16 protein-coding genes are annotated in these 19602 nt (G+C 57.0%); 11 read left to right on the top strand and 5 right to left on the bottom strand.

Annotated features, from left to right (window positions below):
- The first annotated feature begins 10 nt into the window (after positions 1–10).
- Together MTP41_RS01440 and MTP41_RS01435 are read left to right on the top strand one after the other, a co-directional pair.
- The gene (locus MTP41_RS01440) at positions 11–1549 is read left to right on the top strand and encodes an RsmB/NOP family class I SAM-dependent RNA methyltransferase (protein WP_249236029.1); all 1539 of its coding nucleotides are present in this window, start codon (positions 11–13) and stop codon (positions 1547–1549) included.
- A 181-nt stretch (positions 1550–1730) separates the two neighbouring features.
- Complete coding sequence (locus tag MTP41_RS01435; protein WP_044954219.1) at positions 1731–2468, top strand: YebC/PmpR family DNA-binding transcriptional regulator; 738 nt, start codon at positions 1731–1733, stop codon at positions 2466–2468.
- 191 nt (positions 2469–2659) lie between these two features.
- Here MTP41_RS01435 and galT read toward each other — a convergent pair whose 3' ends face one another.
- The 4 genes from galT to htpG form a co-directional block, all read right to left on the bottom strand.
- Positions 2660–4159, bottom strand: a complete 1500-nt coding sequence (gene galT, locus MTP41_RS01430) for a UDP-glucose--hexose-1-phosphate uridylyltransferase (RefSeq protein ID WP_249236028.1) — start codon at positions 4157–4159, stop codon at positions 2660–2662.
- Positions 4156–5442: a galactokinase gene (locus MTP41_RS01425; protein ID WP_120080264.1), complete on the bottom strand. Its 1287-nt coding sequence runs from the start codon at positions 5440–5442 to the stop codon at positions 4156–4158. Before MTP41_RS01425 ends, galT begins: the two co-directional genes overlap by 4 nt.
- Positions 5443–5777: 335 nt before the next feature.
- The gene (locus MTP41_RS01420) at positions 5778–6887 is read right to left on the bottom strand and encodes a 5-bromo-4-chloroindolyl phosphate hydrolysis family protein (protein ID WP_249236027.1); all 1110 of its coding nucleotides are present in this window, start codon (positions 6885–6887) and stop codon (positions 5778–5780) included.
- A gap of 158 nt (positions 6888–7045) precedes the next feature.
- Positions 7046–8974 (bottom strand): molecular chaperone HtpG, encoded by a 1929-nt coding sequence (htpG, locus tag MTP41_RS01415; RefSeq protein ID WP_097777638.1) that lies wholly within the window; start codon positions 8972–8974, stop codon positions 7046–7048.
- 202 nt (positions 8975–9176) lie between these two features.
- Here htpG and MTP41_RS01410 point away from each other — a divergent pair, with 202 nt between their 5' ends.
- The 3 genes from MTP41_RS01410 (at position 9177) to MTP41_RS01400 (ending at position 11077) form a co-directional block, all read left to right on the top strand.
- Complete coding sequence (locus MTP41_RS01410; RefSeq protein ID WP_249236026.1) at positions 9177–9956, top strand: alpha/beta hydrolase; 780 nt, start codon at positions 9177–9179, stop codon at positions 9954–9956.
- Between the two features lie 114 nt (positions 9957–10070).
- Positions 10071–10511, top strand: coding sequence for a hypothetical protein (locus MTP41_RS01405; protein WP_005945935.1), 441 nt, complete (start codon positions 10071–10073; stop codon positions 10509–10511).
- A gap of 35 nt (positions 10512–10546) precedes the next feature.
- Positions 10547–11077 (top strand): HD domain-containing protein, encoded by a 531-nt coding sequence (locus MTP41_RS01400; RefSeq protein ID WP_097777640.1) that lies wholly within the window; start codon positions 10547–10549, stop codon positions 11075–11077.
- A 79-nt stretch (positions 11078–11156) separates the two neighbouring features.
- On the opposite strand, the gene MTP41_RS01395 is transcribed toward MTP41_RS01400, so the two are convergent.
- The gene (locus MTP41_RS01395) at positions 11157–11675 is read right to left on the bottom strand and encodes a GNAT family N-acetyltransferase (protein ID WP_249236025.1); all 519 of its coding nucleotides are present in this window, start codon (positions 11673–11675) and stop codon (positions 11157–11159) included.
- Positions 11676–11881: 206 nt separating this feature from the next.
- Between MTP41_RS01395 and MTP41_RS01390 the strand changes: the two genes are divergently transcribed.
- The 6 genes from MTP41_RS01390 (at position 11882) to MTP41_RS01365 (ending at position 19589) form a co-directional block, all read left to right on the top strand.
- The gene (locus MTP41_RS01390) at positions 11882–12949 is read left to right on the top strand and encodes an alpha/beta hydrolase (protein ID WP_243111455.1); all 1068 of its coding nucleotides are present in this window, start codon (positions 11882–11884) and stop codon (positions 12947–12949) included.
- Positions 12950–12970: 21 nt separating this feature from the next.
- Positions 12971–14047, top strand: coding sequence for an alpha/beta hydrolase (locus MTP41_RS01385; RefSeq protein ID WP_249236024.1), 1077 nt, complete (start codon positions 12971–12973; stop codon positions 14045–14047).
- Between the two features lie 15 nt (positions 14048–14062).
- Positions 14063–15133 carry an alpha/beta hydrolase gene (locus MTP41_RS01380; RefSeq protein ID WP_249236023.1) on the top strand — a complete coding sequence of 357 codons (1071 nt, stop codon included), beginning with the start codon at positions 14063–14065 and terminating at the stop codon, positions 15131–15133.
- A 62-nt stretch (positions 15134–15195) separates the two neighbouring features.
- Positions 15196–16533: a DNA recombination protein RmuC gene (locus MTP41_RS01375; protein WP_097775384.1), complete on the top strand. Its 1338-nt coding sequence runs from the start codon at positions 15196–15198 to the stop codon at positions 16531–16533.
- 129 nt (positions 16534–16662) lie between these two features.
- A complete protein-coding gene (locus MTP41_RS01370; protein ID WP_249236022.1) occupies positions 16663–17844 on the top strand; it encodes an FprA family A-type flavoprotein in 1182 nt (393 codons plus the stop codon).
- A 119-nt stretch (positions 17845–17963) separates the two neighbouring features.
- Positions 17964–19589: a glucosyltransferase domain-containing protein gene (locus MTP41_RS01365; protein ID WP_249236021.1), complete on the top strand. Its 1626-nt coding sequence runs from the start codon at positions 17964–17966 to the stop codon at positions 19587–19589.
- The last annotated feature ends 13 nt before the right edge of the window (positions 19590–19602 follow it).

Genomic DNA, 19602 nt, shown 5'->3' with positions numbered 1-19602 from the left:
GGAATGCAGAATGCCCATGGAATATTTTGAACAGCGGGAGCGCGCTCTGCTGGGAGACCGGTTCGATGTCCTGTATGCAGCCCCGCAGGAAACGGCGGAGCGCGGCGTAACGGTGTCGGCCCTGCGCAGCTCACCGGAGCGGTTTGCCGCAAAAGCCGATTTCCCACTGGAAGCATCGCCCTTTTGCAAGGCGGCATTCGTGGTGCATCAGCCGGACTTTAAGCCCGGGCGGCATCCGTACTACCATGCGGGTGTGTTTTACTCGCAGGAGCCGTCTGCGTCCTCGGCGGCACCGCTGCTGGGCGTGCAGCCCGGGATGCGTGTGCTGGACATGTGCGCCGCGCCCGGCGGCAAAAGCAGCCAGCTGGCGGCGGCGCTGCAGGGCCGGGGTGTGCTGGTGAGCAACGAATATGTTGCGGCCCGTGCGGATATCCTGAAAAGCAATCTGGAACGCATGGGCGTGTCCAATGCGGTGGCGCTCAATGAGTCGCCCGCCCGCATTGCGGACGCTCTGCCGGAGTTTTTTGACCGGGTGCTGGTGGACGCGCCCTGTTCCGGCGAGGGAATGTTCCGCAAGGAGCCGGTGGCTCGTCAGCAGCACTGTGAAGCGCTGGTGAAGCAGTGTGCTGAGCTGGGTGCAGAAATTCTGGACTGTGCAGCCGCTGTGCTGGCCCCGGGCGGGCAGCTGGTGTATTCCACCTGCACCTTTGCACCCGAGGAGGACGAGGGACAGGTGGCGGCATTCCTGCAGCGCCACCCGGAGTTCACCCTTGCGGATGCCTTGGGAAATGTGGACTACACCTTTGGCAGTGAGGGCGAAGCCAACCGCACCGGCGGCCTGCCGCTGGATGTGAGCAAGGTGCGCCGTATCTGGCCCTGTCAGGGCGGCGAGGGCCACTTTATGGCCCGGCTCGTCAAAGCTGGCACTCCGCGCGTTCTGCCCGCAGAGGGCGAGTACACTGCCGAAGAACAGCTCTGGCTGGCAGCAGCGGAAGCTGCGGGCAAAAAGGCCAAGGGGAAGGGCGGCAAGCCTGCCAAGACCCCGGATGCCCGCAGTGCCCGCCGCGAGAATGCCCGTGCCTGCCGGGAAGCGGTGCAGGGTGACAAGCGCAGCCGCGAAGCACAGGCAGGGGAGACAAGTCCTGCCCAGAGCCTTGCAGCATGGCACGCGTTTGCCGGGCAGTATTTCCCGGCGCTGGTTGACCGCCCGGCTGTGGTGCACGGCGGCGGTGTGCTGCTGCCGGTGCCGTTCCCGCAGACGAACCTGCATGTGCTGCGGGCGGGCGTATTTGTGGGCAGCGTGCAGAAAGGCCGCTTTGTGCCGGAGCACCATCTGTTCACGGCATTTGGCGCACAGTGTGTAAACCGCGAAGAACTCACCCTTGATGACCCGCGCTGCGTGGAGTATCTTTCCGGCCGTGAGGTGGAAGCCCGCATCGCTGCTGACGGCTGGTGCTGCGTGACGGTGGACGGCTGGCCGCTGGGCGGCGGCAAGGTGTCCGGCGGGCGGGTGAAAAACCATTATCCCAAGGCGCTGCGGCTGCTGTGAACGGGCAGAAAAAGCGCATTTTTCCGCGCAGAATGCTGAAAACCGGGCGGATAAGGCTTGAACGCTCTGCCCGGTTGTGCTACAATAATAGAGTTAGATTTTGTGTGCTGCCACAATGCGGGCGACCACAGCCCGTCTGCCCGCAGGCGGAGATTTGAGAATATACAGGAGGCTCTTTCCCATGTCTGGACATAGCAAATGGAACAATATTAAGCGCAAGAAGGAAAAGACCGATGGCGCAAAGGCAAAGGTCTTTACCAAGATCGGCCGCGAGATCAGCGTTGCCGTGCGTACCGGCGGCCCGAACCCTGCTTCCAACAGCAAGCTGGCTGACCTGATCGCCAAGGCAAAGCGCATGAGCGTGCCCAACGATAACATCCAGCGCATCATCAAGAAGGCTGAGGGCGGCGATAAGACCGAGTACGAGGCAATCACCTACGAAGGCTACGGCCCCGGCGGCGTTGCTGTCATGGTGGAGACCCTGACCGACAACCGCAACCGTACCGCTGCCGACCTGCGCCACTACTTCGACAAGAACGGCGGCAATCTGGGTGCTATGGGCTGCGTGGGCTTCCTGTTCAGCCAGAAGGGTGTCATTGACATCTCTCTGGAAGATAAGGATGCCGACGAGGCTATGATGGATGCTCTGGATGCTGGTGCCGAGGACTTCGATGCCAGCGAGGATGCAGCCGAGATCACCACCGATCCCGAGAACTATTCTGCTGTGGTCAAGGCCATGGAGGAGAAGGGCTACGAGATCCTCTCCGACGATCTGGCCATGGTGCCCATGACCACCACCCGCCTGACCGACCCCGACCAGCTGAAGCTGATGGGCAAGCTGCTGGATGCGCTGGAAGACAATGATGATGTCCAGAACGTCTGGCACAGCCTGGAGAACGAAGAGGATCTGCCGGAATAACCTTCCGCAAGGCTCTTTTCTCCTGAAATAAGACGATAAAAAGCCGCTTTTTGTGCTAATTGGCACGAAAGGCGGCTTTTTTGTGCTGTGTTACGGGACTGAAAACGGCTTGGGACCTCCACTGAACAATAAAAATCCCCCGTCGGCAAGGCATACCGGCGGGGGAAAGGGGGAGAGCGTTTTTTAATAGATTATTGCACGCTTGCAAGGAACCGCACAAAGCCTGCGCGGCCAGCCTCGTCCATTTTATAGACACCGGCATCGGCCAATACCTGAGCGAACACATGGCCCACCTCGTCCTGCAGGATGAGGTGCACGGTGTCGCCGTTCAGTTCCGGGTGGCGGGCAAGAATATCCTCGGCCCACTCGGCGTGCTTCTGCAGTTCTTCCGGATACTGGCTCACCGGGGTGCGGGCCACCAGTGCATCGGCCAGCTCAAACAGCTCCTTTTTCAGGCGGCTGGGCAGCACGGCAAGGCCCATGACCTCGATCAGGCCGATGTTTTCCTTTTTGATGTGATGCAGCTTTGCATGGGGATGGAACACGCCCAGCGGATGCTCCGGGGTGGTGATGTTGTTGCGCAGCACCAGATCCAGCTGATACTTGCCGTCCCGCATCCGGGCAATGGGGGTGATGGTGTTATGTGGCTCGCCGTCGGTCTCGGCAAAGATGAAGCATTTTTCGTCCGAGTAGCCGCGCCATGCGGTCAGAATTTTATCGGCCAGCTCCACAAGACGGGCATCATCCGCGCTGGTCAGGCGGATGCAGCTCATGGGCCAGTGCACGATACCGGCATCCACATCCTCAAAACCGGGGAAAACCCACTTCTTCTCGACGGGAGCCTTTGCCATAGCGAATTCATAGTGGCCGCCCTGGAAATGGTCGTGGCTGAGAATGCTACCGCCCACGATGGGCAGGTCGGCGTTGCTGCCCACGAAATAGTGGGGGAACAGGCCCACGAAATCCAGCAGCTTGCGGAAGGTAGCACGCTCGATCTTCATGGGAGTGTGCTGGTTGTTGAACACGATGCAGTGCTCGTTGTAGTAGACGTAGGGGCTGTACTGCAGGTTCCAAGCGCTGTCGTTGATGGTGAGAGGGATGATGCGGTGATTCTCGCGGGCGGGGTGGTTCATGCGGCCTGCATAGCCTTCGTTCTCGGCGCAGAGCTGGCACTTGGGGTAGGCGCTCTGGGGAGCCAGTTTGGCGGCGGCAATGGCCTTGGGGTCTTTTTCGGGCTTCGAGAGGTTGATGGTGATATCCAGATCGCCGTAGGGGGTCTTGGTGACCCATTTCAGGTCACGTTTGATGCGGTAGCGGCGGATATAATCGGTGTCCTGACTGAATTTATAGAACCAGTCGGTCGCGGCCTGCGGACCTTCGCTTTCGTAGCGTTCTTCGAAATTGGCGCGCACGATGCTGGGCCGCGGGGTCAATACGCCCATGAGCTTTGTGTCGAACAGGTCGCGGGCGGTGGAGTTGTCCTCGCACACACCGCGGGCAACGGCATCATCTACCAGCGTTTTGAGGATGCTTTCCAGATCGGTATAGCACACCTCGCCCTCCGGCGCGGTAAAGTCGTCCAGCTGCATGGTCATAAGCAGCTGGTTGCGGATGTAAATTTCATCATCGGGCAGGATAAGGCCGGTGTCCAGCCCGTAATTCACGAGCTGCTGAATGGCGGTGGAGATCACAGCACTGCGCCTCCTTCCGGGCGGATGCTCAGCACATGGCAGCGGCCCTCACCAAGGATGGCTTCCATGTGGGCCTTGAAGTCGGCCAGCATTTCCACCGGCACAAAGGCCTGAGCCGTACCGGCAAAGCCGCCGCCGTGCACGCGCACAGCGCCCTTGCCGTTCAGATAATGCTTGGCAGCTGCAATGGTCACGCCCATCTCCTGATGCTCCTTGTAACCGGCGGGGATCACGTTCTGCAGGTATTCCCAGCTGCTGTGGCCGGACTCGTTGACCAGACGCAGGAAAGTGTCAAAATCGCCCTCGCGCAGGGCAGCTACCTGTTTTGCCACGCGGTCGTTATCGGCATAGATATGGAAGGCGCGCAGCACGGCACGGTCGCCACACTGCTTGCGGCACTCCGGAAGCTTTGCAAGGAAGGTCTCGAACGGCACATCCCGCAGCACTTCGCCGCCGCACACAGCAGCCACAGCGCGGCACTCGGCGGGCACAGCGGCATATTCGTCGGTCAGGTCGGCATGATCTGCGCAGGAATCCAGAATGCACAGGGCAAGGCCTGCCTTGGAGAAATCCACGGCCACCGGCTCCACATCCGGGTGGGCAGGGTCCGCAAAATCAATGGTAATAATGTTGCCAACGCTGGAAGCCATCTGATCCATCAGGCCGCAGGGCTTGCCAAAGTAGACGTTCTCTGCCCACTGGCCGATCTGCGCGATCTCGATGGGGGAGACTTTATCGGTCATGAAGCAGTCATTCAGGATCACGCCGATCAGCACTTCAAAGGCGGCGGAGGAAGAAACGCCGCTGCCCTTGGGCACGTTGGAGGAAATGTACACATCCAGACCGGCCAGCTTTGCGCCGCGCTGACGGAAGGCTTCGCATTCGCCGCGCAGCAGAGAGAGGGTAGTGTTTTCCTCTTCCTTGCGGGCAGCAAGGTCATCAAGGCCGATCACACACAGGTCGTAGCCTTCGCTCTGCACGCGCAGCTGGTTCAGGGTGTTGGGCGCGGCGGCAGCAATCATATCAATATTCACGCTGCCGGCCAGCACGCGGCCATGCTGGTGGTCGGTGTGGTTGCCGCCGATCTCGGTGCGGCCGGGGGCACTGTAAAGACCAGCTTCAGCATGGGGGCCAAAGGTGGCATCCAGACCATTCAGAACAGCTTCGTAGCGGGCAGCCTGTGCAGGAGTTTCGTCGGGCGCACAGCAGTAAAGTGCTGCCAGCCGGGCAGCGTGAGCGCCGCTGGAAAGCTCCTGCTTCCATGCGGAAACAGATTTCATCATAGGATAATCCTCCTTTTGAGCGGGTTGGAACTGCAGTGCAGAGCCGCATACAGGATGCTCTGCACACTTCTGTCCTTATCATATAAAATCCGGACAGAAAAAACCATGTGTTATTGTTGCATCTGGATGAAAAGTTGCAAAAAGACTGAAATTGGCGCACAGAGTGGAATTTGACGGTTGAAATAAAATTAGATATAAAACGGAAAAACCATTGGCAAAAATGCCTGCAAATCCGCGGCTTTGCGTGGGACGGACGAGGCCTGCACAACATGGAGATTTGCGCTTTGAAAAAACAGGGAAAAAGCTCATGGGCCTTTTCCCTGTTCCCCAAAATATTATTTTGTAAACTCGTTTCCGGTCAGGCCGTCCATGTTCAGCATCCCTTCCAGCGCGGCCACATCTGCCGAAACGTCCAGTGCGTCGGACTGGAACAGCTTGTCCAGCTGATTTTCAAAGGCAGTCACCAGCAGGTCCATGCTGCGCTCGATGTTCTTTTTGGCATCGGCGATGTTTTCCCCCTGCACATCCTGCGCAGAAAGGCTGGCGTAAGTGTTCAGCAGCTTGAGGGCGGTGGGCAGATAGTAGTCCATGAATTTCTGCAGCTGAGCCTTTTTGCCGGGGTCCTGCTTTGCCAGCTCAAAGATGCGGGCACTGACCGCTTCCAGACGGCTGATCTTGGTGGTCATCACGGGGTCCGGGATGGCATCGTTGACCTGCCGCAGCTGTTGCAGAATTGCGGTATATTGGTCCGCTGGTGCAGGTTCTGGGGCGGGCGCAGGCTTCGGTTTCCGGAGCGGCTGGGGAGCCGCGCCGCGCACTACCAGAGTATTGGTGCGGTTATCAATGTAAGCATCTGCACCGAAGTAACCGTGGGAAATAGCACTTTCCACCACGGTGCGGCCCTTTGCAGCGTCGATGCCCGCGGCAGCAAACAGCTCGTCCAGCGGAATATTGTCGCGGTCGCCTGCGATCTTGTCCAACAGGCGTTCCAGCTTGCGGGTACGATCCATGCGCAGGCCGGTCCACAGTGCGCCGGCTCCGCCAATGGTCGTGGCCAATGCAGGGAGCAGATCGTCGAAGTCCGGAAAGTCGAACAGGCAGTCGATCAGTTCCTCCGCACCGGTAAACAGGAAGATAGCACCCAGAATGGTGCAGATCACGGCAATGGTCTTGTGCCAGTTTTGAGCGTCCTTCTGCTCTTTGGTGGGAACATCGTGGCCGTAGGCTGGCTCGTTTTCCTGCTGGGGGGCCGTCTGCGCAGATGCGGGGCCGAGGTCGGAACGATAGTCTGCCTGCGCCTGTGCAGCAGCCTTTTCCTCTTTTTCGGCGTTTTTATCGATGCTTTTTAAGATGAACAGCAGCACGCCCAGCGGTGCCGACATGGCAAACACAATAAAGATGGCAATGGTGGGAATGTGGGCAAAATAATGTTTTTTGGGCTGCATGAGCAAAAACCTCTCAATTTATCCTGACTGTCCGGCAAAAGAACAGAAAAAGACCGCGTTCCACTCTATTATAGCGGAGCACGGCCTTTTTGTTAAGGGGGAAATATTGATGTGCGTGGAAGCAACAGGGGAGTAAGTATGCTGCCTGCCGGAAAAAGTTACTTCATCAGGCTGCAGACGGCCTCGGCGTAGGCGGCGGGATCATCCACCGGCAGGCCTTCGATCAGCTGAGCCTGTGCGTACAGCAGAGCACTGTACTTCTTGAGCTTGTCGGTGTCACCGGCCTCCTGTGCGGCCTTGAGCACGGCAAACACGGGGTGGTTGACATTCAGTTCCAGAACCTTATCGCTCTTTACGCCTTCGCTGCCGGGCTGCTTGGACAGCACCTTTTCCATCTCAATGGACAGCGGGCCGTCAGCACTCAGGCACACAGGGTGATCCTTCAGGCGGGTAGAGACCTTGACCTCTTTCACCTTGCCGTCCAGAGCGTCCTTCATGGCATCGAACAGGTTCTTGTTCTCAGCGGTAGCATCCTCGGCGGCCTTCTTCTCTTCCTCGGTCTCAAGGCCCAGATCACCGCTGTTGACATTCTTGAACTCCACGGTGCCGTCCTTGCCTTCGGCATCCTTGCGGGGATAGGTGCGCAGGATCTGCAGGCAGAACTCATCCACATCCTCGGTCAGCAGCAGGACGTCATAGCCCTTATCCATGACCAGCTCAGCGGCGGGCAGCTTTGCCAGACGGTCGGTAGAATCACCGGCAGCAAAGTAGATATACTTCTGCTCAGCGGGCATCTTGTCCACATACTCCTGCAGAGTGACCATCTTCTGCTCCTTGGCAGACCAGAACAGCAGCAGGTCGCGAAGCAGCTCGGCGTGCATGCCGTAGTCGGAGTAAGCACCGAACTTGATCTGACGGCCGAACTCTTTCCAGAATTCCTCGTACTTCTCGCGGTCATTGGCCAGCATGGCGTGCAGCTCGTTCTTGATCTTTTTTTCCAGAGCGTTGTGGATCAGCTTGAGCTGGTTGTCCTTCTGCAGCATCTCGCGGCTGATGTTCAGGCTCAGATCCTGACTGTCCACAATGCCCTTGACGAAGCTGAAGTAATCGGGCAGCAGGTCGGCGCACTTCTCCATAATGAGCACGCCGGATGCGTACAGGGCCAGACCCTTTTCATAATCCTTGGTGTAGAAGTCGTAGGGACGGTGGCTGGGCACGAACAGCAGGGCATTATAATTTGCAGTGCCCTCGGTGCGGCTGACGATGACGCGGGCGGGGTCGGTATAATCGCCAAACTTTTCCTTATAGAAGTTCGCGTACTCCTCGTCGGTCACTTCGCTCTTCTGCTTTTTCCAGATGGGCACCATGCTGTTCAGGGTTTCCAGCTCGGTGTAAGTCTCCCATTCGGGCTTATAGTCCTCCGGCTTAGGATCGGGTTCCGGCTTCTGGCGCTCGTGCTGGCGCTCCATCTGGATGGGGTAGCGCACATAGTCGCTGTACTTCTTCACGATGGCCACGATGCCGTACTCATCGAGGAAGTTGTCGTAGTGGTCCGTCTCAGTATCCGGCTTGATGTGCAGGATGATCTGGGTGCCTGCGGTGTCCTTCTGGGCGGGGGTCATTTCGTAGCCGTCCACACCGGAGGACTCCCACTGCCATGCTTCATCCGAGCCATAAGCCTTGGAAATGACGGTGACTTTATCGGCTACCATGAAGGAAGAGTAGAAGCCGACACCAAACTGGCCGATGATATCGATGTTCTCGTCCTTGTTATCCTTCTTGAAATCCAGAGAACCGGAGTGAGCAATGGTGCCCAGATTCTGCTCAAGTTCCTCTTTGGTCATGCCGATGCCGTTATCCTCAATGGTCAGGATGCGGTTCTCCTGATCGCGGGTGATGAGGATGCGGAAATCGCCCTTGTTCATGCCCACAGAAGGATCGGTCAGGCTCTTATAATAGAGCTTATCGATGGCATCCGATGCGTTGGAGATCAGCTCGCGCAGGAAAATTTCCTTATTGGTGTAGATGGAGTTGATCATCATATCCATCAGCTTTTTGCTTTCAGCCTGAAATTCTTTCTTAGCCATAATGCAAAACCTCTTTTTATCTGTATTCGGCACCAAGCACTCGGAGTAGGATATTACTTTTGAATGCTTAGCACTCGTAACTTTCGAGTGCTAATATACACCGACAAAAAGCAAAAATCAAGAGCTTTCATAAAAAGTTTAAAAAATGGTTCGTTTTGTGCTATAATGAACCGCAAAGGATGCTGTAAAAGGAGGAAATATCATGCAGCTGAAACAGCTGGAACTGGCCGGCAGTGGGACGCTGACCGTTTATCTGCGTGATTGCTGTGAGCGGATGCCGAATGTGCTTGACCGGCCATTGGTGCTGGTGGTGCCCGGCGGCGGCTATACCCATGTGAGTGCCCGTGAGGGCGACCCGGTGGCGCTGCAGTTTGCGGCGGCGGGGTACCACACCGCTGTGCTGGACTACGCCATCTGCGAAAAGGCAAAGGACTACATGCCGCTGCGCCAGCTGGCCGAGGCTATCGGTCTTGTGCGGCAGCACGCGGCCCAGTGGCATATCCTGCCGGAAAAAATTGCCGTGTGCGGCTTTTCAGCGGGCGGCCACCTGGCCCTTTCCGGTGCTGTGCTGGACATTCCCGGCGAAGCGGCCCAGCCCCGGCCCAATGCGGTCATTCTGGGCTATCCGGTGGTCACGGCAGGGCAGTATGCCCACTGCGGCAGCTTTGTGCAGCTGGCGGGCAGCACTGACCCGGCGGCACAGCAGGTGTTCGGGCTGGAGGATAAGATCACGCCGCAGATGCCGCCGGTGTTCGTATGGACCACCATGGAGGATGCCGCCGTTCCGGTGGAGAACACCCTGATGCTGGTGAACGCTCTGCACCGGGCGGGTGTGCCATGCGAGGCGCATCTGTTTGAAAAGGGGGTGCACGGTACCAGCATCAGCACGGCAGAGGTGGACCAGCCCAGCCGCCACCGGCATCACTGGGTGGAACTAGCAGTGGAATGGCTGGGAGACACTTTTGCCTTTTCCGTCTGTTAAGTCTGGATATATTTGAACGAACCTACAAAAAATTCACAATTAAACTGTTGACTTGCATAAGCCTTTGACGTATACTGGTCAGCAGGGACAAACTAAAGGAAGAAGGAAATACCTATGGTTATGGACCCGACCCTGCCGCGCATCTCTGTGCGCGACCTGATGATGCAGGCTTTTCTCACCGGATGGGAGCTTTCGGACAAGACAGTTTCGCAGGACGAATACCTGCAAAGTTCCATTCAGGTGATCGAAATGCTGCAGGTGGAACCGGAAAACCTTTATGCCGAAGAAGGCCTTGGCCTGCCGGACGGCGAAGAAGTGGATCATTTGGACGACTGGCTGCGTGCCGACGGCCAGTGGCTGTACTACGGTGTAGAGGAAGAAAATTTCTTCCTGATCCAGTGGTACCCAGATGAAGCCGCCGCAAAGGCAAAACTGGCCCAGCTGGAAGAACTGGGCGACGGCAAGCAGTATCTGGTAGATTTTTCCCTCAAGCGGGAGAACCCTTCCAGTGCAGAGAACTTCGGTAATTCCAATCCGGTCCAGCTCCGCTCCTGAAAACATCACCTTAAAGCGAAAGGAAATTTTGCAGCATGCAGCTTTCTGAGATCGAGCGCGAACAGCTTTATGCCATCGTAGAAAAATATGATCATCACCCGGATGTGCAGCGGATGCGGGAGTACATCCAGCACGGCTCTGTCACCACCTACCAGCATTGCAAGAATGTGGCGCTGGTGAGCTTCTGGCTCAACCGCCGTCTGCATCTGCACGCTGACGAGACCTCGCTGGCAGTGGGTGCCCTGCTGCATGATTTTTATCTGTACGACTGGCACACCACCGGTACCTTTCACGGCCTGCGCCGCCTGTTTGAGATGCACGGCTTCTCCCATCCGGGTTATGCCTGCGTCAATGCAAAGCGGGTGTTCAGCATTACCACAAAGGAACAGAGCATCATTGCAAGCCACATGTGGCCGCTGACCTTCCGTCATGTGCCCACCTGCCGCGAAGCAGTCATCGTCTGTCTGGCCGATAAGTACTGCGCTGTGGTAGAAAGCATGTTCCAGCGTTCCCGCGCCGGTGCCGTGGTGGACGGCAGCGTGGACATCGACGGCGAAGAGTGGTAAGCCTGTTTTTACCTTTATCATTTTATCAATGGACAAAAAAGAACTCCGCACCTCACAGGGCGCGGAGTTCTTTTGTATCTTACAGCTTTTTATAGCCTTCCGGTTCATTGGCGGCAGCGCGGTATTCCATTAAGAATGTGTCCAGCCAGCGGCCGTGACAGTCGCGGGCAATGCGTTCCCGGCGGCCCACTAAGCGAAAGCCGCATTTTGTGTGCAGGGCGCGGCTGGCAGCGTTGTCCTGCAGCACGGTGGACTGCAGTGTCCAGTAGCCGGCCTTTTCTGCCTGATGGCACAGCTCGGTCAGCAGGTGATAGCCAAGGCCATGGCCCCGGAACTGCTCACCCACGTAAATACTCACCTCGGCAACGCCGCGGTAGCACCAGCGCGGGTCCACCCGGCGCAACGCCGTCCACCCGGCAATCACGCCGTCGGCCAGCAGTATCAGTCGGCATTCTTTTGCGTGGGAGGCATCCCACGCAGAATACGGCGGACAAGTGGTCTGAAAAGTGGCATGTTCTGTAGCAATGCCCTCTAAATAGATTCTGGAAACAGCGCTCCAGTCTTCCGGCTCCATGGGCCGGATCTCGATTTTGCTCATATTTCGATCCCGGCAGAAAGTGCATAGCTTTCCGCGCCCTCAACTCTCAAAAAATATCCGGCTCCAGTATAGCAGAATTTGCGGTGCGGTACAAGCGCCGTACTGCACAGAAATTTCTTTGACAAGCGGAAGGTTTGTGATACAATAAATCATAACAAAGAAAAGCGCGGCAGGATACGCCGCTGCAGAACGGAGGATGTCCCAAAATGAAGTGGATCAGAACGGTGGTGTGCGCGCTGGGAATGCTGGCGTGCGTATCGCTTTCGGCATTTGCTGCAGAGTACGGCGAGCCGAACATCACAACAAAGACGACCATGAAAGAGCTGCGGGAGAACCCCAGCATCAAAGGCTCCGGCTACTATACCTACTGCAACGAATGGATCGAGGGCAGCACGCAGTACGATGATACGCCCATTGAGGGCTATGTAAGCTACGCGGCTGCCGAGGATGCCGCCGAAGGCATGAACCTTGTGATCGAAAACTACAACAGGGGCGTACAGATCACCTGGCAGGTGTATACCCCGGAAGAAATTGCGGAAAATTCTTCTCTGGGCATGGTGCAGCTGTATTATTTCCCGGCTAAAACAGCCAACGCAAAGTACGCCATCGTGGTGCCCGGCAACGGCGGCAACACCACCGCAGAGCTGAACGAGGGTGCATCCATTGCCAACCAGCTGCACGAGCTGGGCTATGCGGCTTTTGTGCTGCGGTACCGCTCTTTCCTGAATGCATCCGACAATGCGCCACTGTACGATATTGCCAATGCCGTAAAGTACCTGACCGAAAATGCAGATCAGTTTGGCGTTCAGCGCGAAAACTATGCGCTGATGGGCTTTTCTTCCGGCGGACACATCGTGGGCCTGATCGGCTCAGACAACGAAAAGTTCGGCTATAAGGCATTTGGCCTCCCACAGCCTGCAGCGCTGCTGCTGGGTTACCCCATCAACGATTTCTTTGAGGTGAAGCCGCTATATCAGCTGGCCATTGACCCGCTGGTGCTTGGCTGGCGTTACTACTGGACCGATATTTCGGATGTGGTGAACGAAAACTTTACCCCTACCTATTTCTTCTACGGCAAAAATGATCTTTATATGCAGCGCATGTGCTACTCCCAGCAGGGGCCGCTGCTGGAGCGCAAGCTCCGGGAGAGCGGGGCTGTTTATGAGTGCCATGTGTACGAGAACGCACCCCACGCCATTGGCCCGGGCCGCCACACCGATGCGGACGGCTGGATCCGGCAGGCAACGGCATTCTGGGAAAAACAGTGCAAATAAAGAGATAAACGGGGGATTGCTGTGAGAAATCGATTGCGCACGGTGATGTTTGGTATTGGCCTGATGATCCTGCTGGCACAGCCGGCGTTTGCGGAGGAGCTTGGTCAGGCCAACATCACACCGCGCACCAAAATGGCAGAGATCCGCTCCAACCCCAGCGTTGTGGGTGCGGGCATCTACACCTACTCGCTGGATCAGGACCGTGTGCTGGACCGGATGTACTGGGACGCGCAGCCGCTGAGCTGCCTTTCCAATCACTGGACGGCACAGGATGCGGCGGATGGACTGAACTATCTGATCCGCACCTATAACGCTGGGCAGCGGGTGACCTTCCCGCTTTATACGGCGGAGGAGATCGCGCAGGATACCAGCCGGGACGGTGTGGAACTGTATTATCTGCCGGCAGAAGGGGCGCAGGCGAACCAGAAATATGCGCTGGTGATCGGCGGTAATGCGATTGTGGTCAGTGCGGAGATCCGCGAGGGCATTTCCACTGCATGGAACCTGCACGAAATGGGCTATCCGGTGTTCGTGCTGCGCTACCGCATCGGCATGAAGGCTTCCAACAATGCGCCGCTGCAGGATGTGGTCCGCGCGGTGCAATACATCACGGAACATGCAGGACAGTTTGGCGTGCAGGCGGAGGATTATGCCATTGTAAGCTATTCCTCAGGCGGGCAGATCGCCGGACTGTTCGGCACCGACGCGGTGGGCTACAAAAATTACGGCCTGCCAAAGCCCGGTGCCATGCTGCTGGGCTACCCGGTAAACACCTTTCTGGAGTTCAAACCGGTCTATAATATCCTGCTGGACCCCGGCGTGTGCAAGCAGCGGTATTATAAAATGACATTGTCTGATTACATCACACCGGATTACCCGCCTACCTATCACTGGTACGGCAAAAACGACATGACCCTTATGACCATGTGCTGGTCGGCGCAGGGGCCTGTGCTGGAAAAGGCACTGGCCCGCAACCATGTGACGCATATCTACCATGTGTATGATGATGCTCCCCATGCAGTGGCCGCAGGCAAGGGCACCGATGCGGAGGGCTGGCTGGATGAAGCCGCTGCCTTCTGGGAGGAACAGGTCGGCTGAAAAGGAGATGTTGAGTTGAAACACAGGATATGCACCGCAGCAGCCTGTATCTGTCTGCTGCTGATGATGGCGCTGCCCGCATTTGCAGCAGAGTATGGCGAGCCGGATATCACGCCACAGACCACCATGGGCGAGATCCGCTCGAACCCCAGCATCCTTGGCGCAGGCGTTTGGACCTATTCCAAGGAGCAGAACCTGCCCGGCACCGAGGACTGGTGCAATGACCAGACGCTGGAAAAATATGTGAGCAGCCATGTGGCACAGGATTGTGCCGATGGTCTGAACCTGCTCATCCGCAATTACAATGCGGGCGTGCAGATTACCTATAAGCTCTACTCGGAGCAGGAGATCGCCGAGGACAGCTCCCGCAACAATGGGGAGTTCTATTACTACCCGGCCAGCACGCCGGATGCAAAGTATGCGCTGGTGCTCTCCGGCAACATCTTCAACCGCACGGCGGAGTTAAAGGAGTGCATCTCCACAGCTTACCAGCTGCACCAGAAAGGCTATGCGGTGTTCGTGATGCGCTACCGCGCCTACCCGGATAACGACAACAACGGCCCCATGGAGGACATTGCACGGGCGGTGAAGTACATCATCGGCCACGCACAGCAGTTCGGCGTGCAGACGGAAAGCTACGCCCTGATCGGCTATTCTTCCGGCGGACATCTGGCGGGCCTGTTTGCATCGGACGCTCTGGGCTATAAAAACTATGGCCTGCCCAAGCCCGGCGCAGTGATCCTGGCGTATCCCATCGTGCAGTTTTCCGAGATCACACCGATCTACCGTGTGGGCATCGACCCCTTTGTGTGCGGCCGGTTCTACTATGAATACAGCCTTGCCGACCTGATCACAGAGGACTATCCGCCGGTGTACTTCTGGTATGGCAGGGATGACCTGACCTTGAACCTGCTGTGCTGGCCGCTGCAGGGGCCGGCCCTCAGCAAGGCACTGGCCGCGCATGGCGTACCTTACAAAGAAGTGGTATATGACCACGCAGCCCATGGCATCGGCCTTGGCCGCGGCACGGCTGCGGATGGCTGGCTGGACGAAGCCGCTGCCTTCTGGGAAGAACAGACAAAATAATATAAAGTACGCAGATCCGGGCTGTGCAGCTGCAAAGCCCGGATTTTGCAATAGGAGACATTATGGAATTTTTAGCGTTTCTTTACACGGTGCTTCTGGTGGCCATCTGCCTGATGATGGCCCTGCTGCTGTACCGCTCGGCAAAGCCTGCCGCAAACCGGGACGATGCAGAACGGAAGGAATGGCTGCGTCAGCAGCTGGAAGCGCAGAACCGCCAGATGGACGCGAAGCTGGCAGAGATGGCGCAGCAGAACCTTGCCGCTATGGGCCACATCAGTGAAACACTGCAGGCTTCGGTGCAGAGCATGAGCACCGCCCTTGCCGCAGGGCAGGGTACCCAGCAGCAGACCATGGAACAGCGCCTGCAGGGGCTGGAAGCCTCCAACGCCCGCAAGCTGGAAGAGATGCGCCGCACCCTTGCCGAGGGCATGACTGCCCTGCAGGCCCAGAACGCCCAGAAGCTGGACGAGATCCGCCATACGGTGGACGAACAGCTGCAGGATGCATTGCAGAAGCGGGTGACCGAAAGCTTCAAGGCGGTGAACGACCAGCTGGAACAGGTGTACAAGGGTCTTGGCGAAATGCAGAACCTTGCCGCTGATGTGGGCGGGCTGAAACAGGTGCTTTCCGGTGTGAAGACCCGCGGCATCCTGGGTGAGATCCAGCTGGGAGCCATTCTGGAAGAGATTCTTGCCCCGGAACAGTACGACACCAACGTAGCCACCATTCCGGGCAGCACCCAGCGGGTGGAGTACGCCATCCGGATGCCCGGCGCGGACGGCGGCACGGTGTGGCTGCCCATCGACTCCAAGTTCCCCGGCGACACCTATGCCCATTTACAGGATGCGCAGGCATCCGGCGACGCACAGGCCGTGGAGAACGCCCGCCACGCATTGGAGCTGGTGCTGCGGGCCGAGGCCAAGGACATCCGGGAAAAATATGTGGAGCCGCCCTATACCACGGCCTTCGGCATCCTGTTCCTGCCCTTCGAGGGTTTGTATGCCGAGGTGGTGAACGCGGGCCTGCTGGAAGTGCTGCAGCGGGACTATCAGGTGAACATCGCGGGCCCCAGCACCATGGCGGCGCTGCTCAACAGCCTGCAGATGGGCTTCAAGACCCTTGCCATCCAGAAGCGTTCCGGTGAGGTATGGCAGCTGCTGGGTGCGGTGAAGACCGAATTTGACAAGTTCGGGCAGGGGCTTTCCAAGATGCAGCAGCGCCTGCGCCAGACCGACGAAGAGCTGGATAATCTCATTGGCGTGCGCAGCCGTGCCATCAGCCGCAAACTGCGCGCGGTGCAGACCATGGACGAAAGCGCTGCTGCCGCTCTGCTGGAACTGGATGCTGAGCCGGGCAAACCGGTGGCGGCACGTCTGCCGGAGAATGGGGAAGAGCTCTGATGTGCAGAATATTCCCACGTTATCCCTTGCGATTTTTCTGACGATGTGGTATGATAGGAACTGCTCTCAGAAACAACCGCCGCAGAAACGCGGCACTGCATAAAAATATAAATAAGGAGACCGAGCATTATGAGCGTAAACAAGATCAGTGAAGCCATTTTGGGCGTTGGCGTGGACGATACCACCATCGACCTGTTCGAGAGCCAGTATCCGGTGCCCACCGGCGTGAGCTATAATTCCTATGTCATTCTGGACGAAAAGACCGCCGTTCTGGACACGGTGGATGCCCGCGCCACCGAGCCGTGGCTGGAAAACCTGACCGAAGCTCTGGCAGGCCGTAAGCCGGATTATCTGGTGGTCTCCCACATGGAGCCGGACCACGGTGCCAACATTGCAAAGCTGGCGGCACTCTACCCTGAGATGCAGGTGGTGGGCAACGCCAAGACTTTCCTGTATATGGATCAGTTCTTTGGTGCTGATGCAATTGCCAAGGAGCGCCGTGTAGTGGTGAAGGACGGCGAGAGCCTTTCTCTCGGTGCACATACCCTGACCTTTGTGTTTGCCCCCATGGTGCACTGGCCGGAGGTCATGGTCAGCTATGAATCCACCGAAAAGGTGCTGTTCTCCGCGGATGGCTTCGGTCGCTTTGGCGCTGTGGCAAAGTTTGACGAAAAGGCCGACTGGGCCAGCGAAGCCCGCCGCTACTACCTGAACATCGTGGGGAAATACGGCCCGCAGGTGCAGGCACTGCTGAAAAAGGCCGCGGCTCTGGACATCCAGACCATTTGCCCGCTGCACGGCCCGGTGCTGACCGGAGATCTGGGCAAGTACCTGAACTACTACGACATCTGGTCCAGCTACAAGCCCGAGGAGCCGGAAAAGATCCTTGTGGCAAGTGCTTCCATCCACGGCCACACCCGTGCAGCAGCCCACCTCATGGCAGAAAAGCTGCGTGCAAAGGGCGCAAAGGTAGTGGAGATGGACCTGACCCGCACCGATGTGTCCTATGCCGTCACCGAAGCCTTCCGCTGCGGAAAGATCGTGCTGGCCTGCGCCACCTACGACGGCTTCCTCTTCCCGCCGATGGAAAATCTGCTGACCCACCTCAAGACCAAGAGCTTCCAGAACCGCACGGTGGGTCTGATGGAGAATGGCACATGGGCACCCATGGCCGCAAAGCTCATGCGCGCCGAGCTGGAAAGCATGAAGAACATCACGGTCTGTGAGAATGTGGTCACCATCCGCAGTGCTGCCAATGCTGCTGCCGAAGCGCAGATGGATGCACTGGCTGCAGAAATCGTGGCAAAATAAAGCACTCTGGAAAAATACGCAAGATCCTCTGCCGACTGCCCGGCAGGGGATTTTTTTATTGAACCATGTGGAAGAGTTTGATATACTGAAAAGCAGAAGTTTATGGATGGAGGAATATCATGTCTGTAGAAATAAAAGCGGATATCAGACACTGGCTGCGGGAGTTGGATAAGAAATATTTCTTTGTGATGCTGGGCTTTGCGGTGATGGTCTATTTTCCGCTGATCAGCTTGAAGCTGACGAACACAGTGGATGGTCTGTGGACAACGGCTGAGTACATGGCGGGAGCATGGGAGCTTTCCAATGGGCGATGGTTCTGGCTGGTGACCAGTTTTCTGCGTTTCAGTCTGCAGCTAGAACCCATCAATGCGGTGGTATGCTTGGTGCTGGTTTCTCTTGGAGTCACCAGGCTTCATATGCTCTTCAAACCGGCATGGATGAGAACATCCTGCATTGACTGGCTCGCAGGTTTATGCTATGTTTCCAATGTTGTGGTCGGGTGCTATCTTTCGTTTCACTTCATTGCACCGGAGTACGGATTTTCGTTTTTCTTTGCAATGCTGGCTACAGAGCACGTGATCCGGGGAAAATCAGCCGTAAGCAGCATTGTGCCGGCAGCGGTGCTTTTGGCACTGAGCCTTGGCCTGTACCAGACGAACCTTGCCTGTTTCTGTCTGGTGCTGCTGGCCTATTTTCTCCTACTACTTTTCCAGAATGGAGAAAAACAAAAGATTCGGGAATATATTTGCAAAAGCCTGGCAAGTGCTGCATCCGGCGCAGTGCTGTATCTGCTGATCTTAAAGATTACACTGTGGGCGACGGGAACGGCGATGGCCGATTACCAGGGTGGTGCAGATATTTCAGTGTCTGGAATTCTGAAAAATCTTCCTTCCAGCGTTGAAAAGTGCTATGAGCTTTTTTATCGGTATTTCTTTGGTACCCTTGTAAAACACAATATGCTGCAGGAAACTGCAGTTGTATTTGCTTTGATTTTTTGTGTGGTGGGTGCCGCGCTTGCGTGCAGACTGGTTCGGCTCATACGCCGGAAAGATTGGGAAAACACTTTCTATGGCACAGCAGCGCTGCTGGTGCTGCCCATGATGTGCACGGTATTTATGGTGGCAACCTCGCAGGCGTTGTTTTATATTCCCATGTCCGGAGGTCTGGCCTTGTTCCTGCCGGTCTGTTTCTGGCTATTGGACAGCAGCCGGGAGGGAAAAACAGCCTGTGATGCGTTCCGCAAATGCTGGAATAAAGCAGAAAAAGCACTGATCCTGCTTACGGCGGCTGCTGTCGTTTACGGGAGCGTATTCATGTCGGCGGTCGATCAGCAGGCGATGTATGAGGGACGCAAGGCAACAAAACAAATCGCGGACCTTGTGGCCGGTGAGCTGGTGGCAGAGGGCTATTATGATTTGCCGGAAAAACTGCCAGTGATGCTGGTAGGCCGCCCCAGTGCAAGCCCACTGTTCCGGACACACATCATCTATTGGGATGCGAACGACTACGCACAGGTGGGCCTTTTCGAAAAAGAAAATGCCGCCACAATGCGCTACTCATGGAATGCGGTGTTTCGTGACCTCACACCGATGCAGCTGGAGCTGTGCAGTGATGAGGTATATGACGAACTGATCCGGACAGAAGAAATCAAACGAATGCCGACATTCCCTGAGAAAGGCTCCATGCAGGAAATGGACGGCGTATATGTGATCAAAATTTCAGAGGATTATCTGATCGATGAATAACAAATGAGCCTGA

It is taken from the genome of Faecalibacterium sp. I4-3-84, assembly GCF_023347255.1.
Lineage (GTDB): Bacteria > Bacillota > Clostridia > Oscillospirales > Ruminococcaceae > Faecalibacterium > Faecalibacterium taiwanense.
Note: the sequence above shows the minus strand (reverse complement) of the source record. Positions and strands in the feature narration are given on the sequence as shown.